Source organism: Halanaerobium sp. MA284_MarDTE_T2 (assembly GCF_003337245.1).
GTDB lineage: Bacteria > Bacillota > Halanaerobiia > Halanaerobiales > Halanaerobiaceae > QPJE01.
The window spans coordinates 2,501-5,609 of record NZ_QPJE01000049.1 but is presented as its reverse complement, the minus strand read 5'-3'; the positions used below and the strand labels follow the sequence as shown (position 1 = coordinate 5,609).

General features: G+C 47.7%; 2 rRNA genes (1 of these 2 only partly in view). Both read right to left on the bottom strand.

Annotated features, from left to right (window positions below):
• Positions 1–8 precede the first annotated feature (8 nt).
• Positions 9–185: ribosomal RNA gene (gene rrf, locus DFR78_RS11635) — 5S ribosomal RNA — on the bottom strand.
• Positions 186–231: 46 nt separating this feature from the next.
• Positions 232–3,109 (bottom strand): 23S ribosomal RNA (locus tag DFR78_RS11630); it runs 526 nt beyond the window's last position.

Sequence of the window (3,109 nt, the reverse complement as noted above, 5' to 3'; positions counted from 1 at the left end):
AAAAAAGGATCCGGCAGTGACCTACTCTCCCACACCGTTACCAGTGCAGTACCATAGGCGCTTGAGGACTTAACTTTTGTGTTCGAAATGGGCCCTTCGGACCCGGCACATCCTGTGCCCCTCAGGGCACTAGGACTTCCTTGTCCGTCGGATACAAGTGTTTCCCCTCCGCAATTACCACCGGAAATATTAAATTTTAAACACATTCAAAAATACACACAGAAAGTATATATGATTAAGCCCTCGATCTATTAGTACCGGTCAGCTTAATACATTGCTGCACTTCCACCTCCGGCCTATCTACCTTATCTTCTTTAAGGGATCTTACCTGTCTGGAGATTGGAAGCTGGAAATTAATAGTTGGATGCCTCAACTTTTAATCTAATTATCTTCCCAACCATCTAACTTCTAACCTCTAACCTCCAGACAGTGGGATACCTTATCTTGGAGTCTGTTTCACGCTTAGATGCTTTCAGCGCTTATCTTTGCCACACTTAGCTACCCAGCTGTGCTCCTGGCGGAACAACTGGTACACCATCGGTGTGTCCATCCCGGTCCTCTCGTACTGGGGACAGCTCTCCTCAAGTATCCTGCGCCTGCGACGGATAGGGACCGAACTGTCTCACGACGTTCTGAACCCAGCTCGCGTACCGCTTTAATGGGCGAACAGCCCAACCCTTGGAACCTGCTTCAGCTCCAGGATGCGATGAGCCGACATCGAGGTGCCAAACCTCCCCGTCGATGTGAACTCTTGGGGGAGATAAGCCTGTTATCCCCGGGGTAACTTTTATCCGTTGAGCGACGGCAATTCCACTCTATACCGCCGGATCACTAAGTCCTACTTTCGTATCTGATCGACCTGTTTGTCTCTCAGTTAAGCTCCCTTCTGCCTTTACACTCTCCGTGCGATTTCCATCCGCACTGAGGGAACCTTTGAGCGCCTCCGTTACTTTTTGGGAGGCGACCGCCCCAGTCAAACTGCCCGCCTGACAATGTCCTGTGACCAGTTTATGGCCTCCAGTTAGAATCCCGCTGTAGAAAGGGTGGTATCCCACCAGCGACTCCACTGACATTAGCATGCCAGCTTCTTTGTCTCCCACCTATCCTGTACATTCTACACCAAAACCCAATATCAGGCTGCAGTAAAGCTCCACGGGGTCTTTCCGTCCTGTCGCAGGTAGCCTGCATCTTCACAGGCATTTTAATTTCACCGAGTCCCTTGTTGAGACAGCATCCAAGTCGTTACGCCATTCGTGCAGGTCGGAACTTACCCGACAAGGAATTTCGCTACCTTAGGACCGTTATAGTTACGGCCGCCGTTTACTGGGGCTTAGGTTCAGACCTTCGTGGCTAGCACTAAGCCTTCTCCTTGACCTTCCAGCACCGGGCAGGCGTCAGCCCCTATACTTCGTCTTACGACTTAGCAGAGACCTGTGTTTTTGCTAAACAGTCGCTTGGATCTTTTCACTGCGACCCACTAGCTAATGCTAATGGGTACCCCTTCTCCCGAAGTTACGGGGTCATTTTGCCGAGTTCCTTAACAAGGGTTCTCTCGCGCGCCTTAGAATTCTCTTCCCGTCTACCTGTGTCGGTTTGCGGTACGGGTGCTTTAAATCTCACTAGTGGGTTTTCTTGGCGATTTATCCTGTGGCTTCACCCCTCTTGGCTCCATATCACTAAAAGGTATTAACGGATAAAGGGATTTCCCTCCTTATCCTACCTCTTTAGCTTATACATGCTCCTCCAGTCGCATGCTCCACTCTCTTTACCGCGTCACCACTTCGCTCCAGCAATTTAAAGCAGCATCGGAATCTCTACCGATTATCCATCACCTACGCCTTTCGGCCTCGGCTTAGGTCCCGGCTAACCCTGAGCGGACGAACCTTCCTCAGGAATCCTTAGACTTTCGGCGAAGGAGATTCTCACTCCTTTTTTCGTTACTCATACCGGCATTCTCTCTTCTGTACAGTCCACTGCTCCTTCCGGTACAGCTTCTTCCCGTACACAATGCTCCTCTACCACTCTAGAAGTTGGAGATTAGAAATTGGAAGTTGGAAAGTTCAAAACCATTTATCTATCATGGTGTTAAGTTGTCTTCCCAATATATCATATCTTTCAAGAAGTTTTTCAGCTTTTTTAGAAATTGAAGTTTAAGTTGGTTTTTCTAACTTCCAACCTCTAACTTCTAACCTCTAAAAGGTATTGAAATTGCTGCTCTTCTCATTTGACTTCCTAATTCATATCTCTCAGTCTCTGGTAGATGTTGAGTTAGTTGATGTATTTCTAATGCCAGGCTATAACTTTTTTTGTATACTTTTAAATCTTTATAGCTTTTTATCATTTTTTCACCATCTTTAACTAACTTCCAACCTCTAACCTCCAACCTCCAGAATCCACAGCTTCGGTGATATGCTTTAGCCCCGTTACATTTTCGGCGCAAAACCGCTTGACCAGTGAGCTATTACGCACTCTTTAAATGAATGGCTGCTTCTAAGCCAACATCCTGGTTGTCTGTGCGATCTCACTTCCTTTTCCACTTAGCATATACTTTGGGACCTTATCTGGTGGTCTGGGCTCTTTCCCTCTTGACTGTGAAGCTTATCCCCCACAGTCTGACTCCCAGAGATCTTTAAATGGCATTCGGAGTTTGAATGGATTTGGTAACCTTGTTGGGCCCCTTGTCCAATCAGTGCTCTACAACCATCTACCTTACTCTGAGGCTAGCCCTAAAGCTATTTCGAGGAGAACCAGCTATCTCCGAGTTCGATTGGCCTTTCACCCCTATCCACAGCTCATCCCCTCATTTTTCAACATAAGTGGGTTCGGACCTCCACAGGCTCTTACACCCGCTTCATCCTGGCCATGGATAGTTCACTCGGTTTCGGGTCTATTAACCATAACTCCCGCCCTCTTAAGACTCGCTTTCGCTCTGGCTTCACCTTTCTGGCTTAACCTTCCGCTACGGTCAATAACTCGCCGGTCCGTGATACAAAAAGTACGCAGTCAGACTTTCTAATAGTCCTCCTACTTGTTGTAAGCTTACGGTTTCAGTTTCTATTTCACTCCCCTCCCGGGGTTCTTTTCACCTTTCCCTCACGGTACTTGTTCA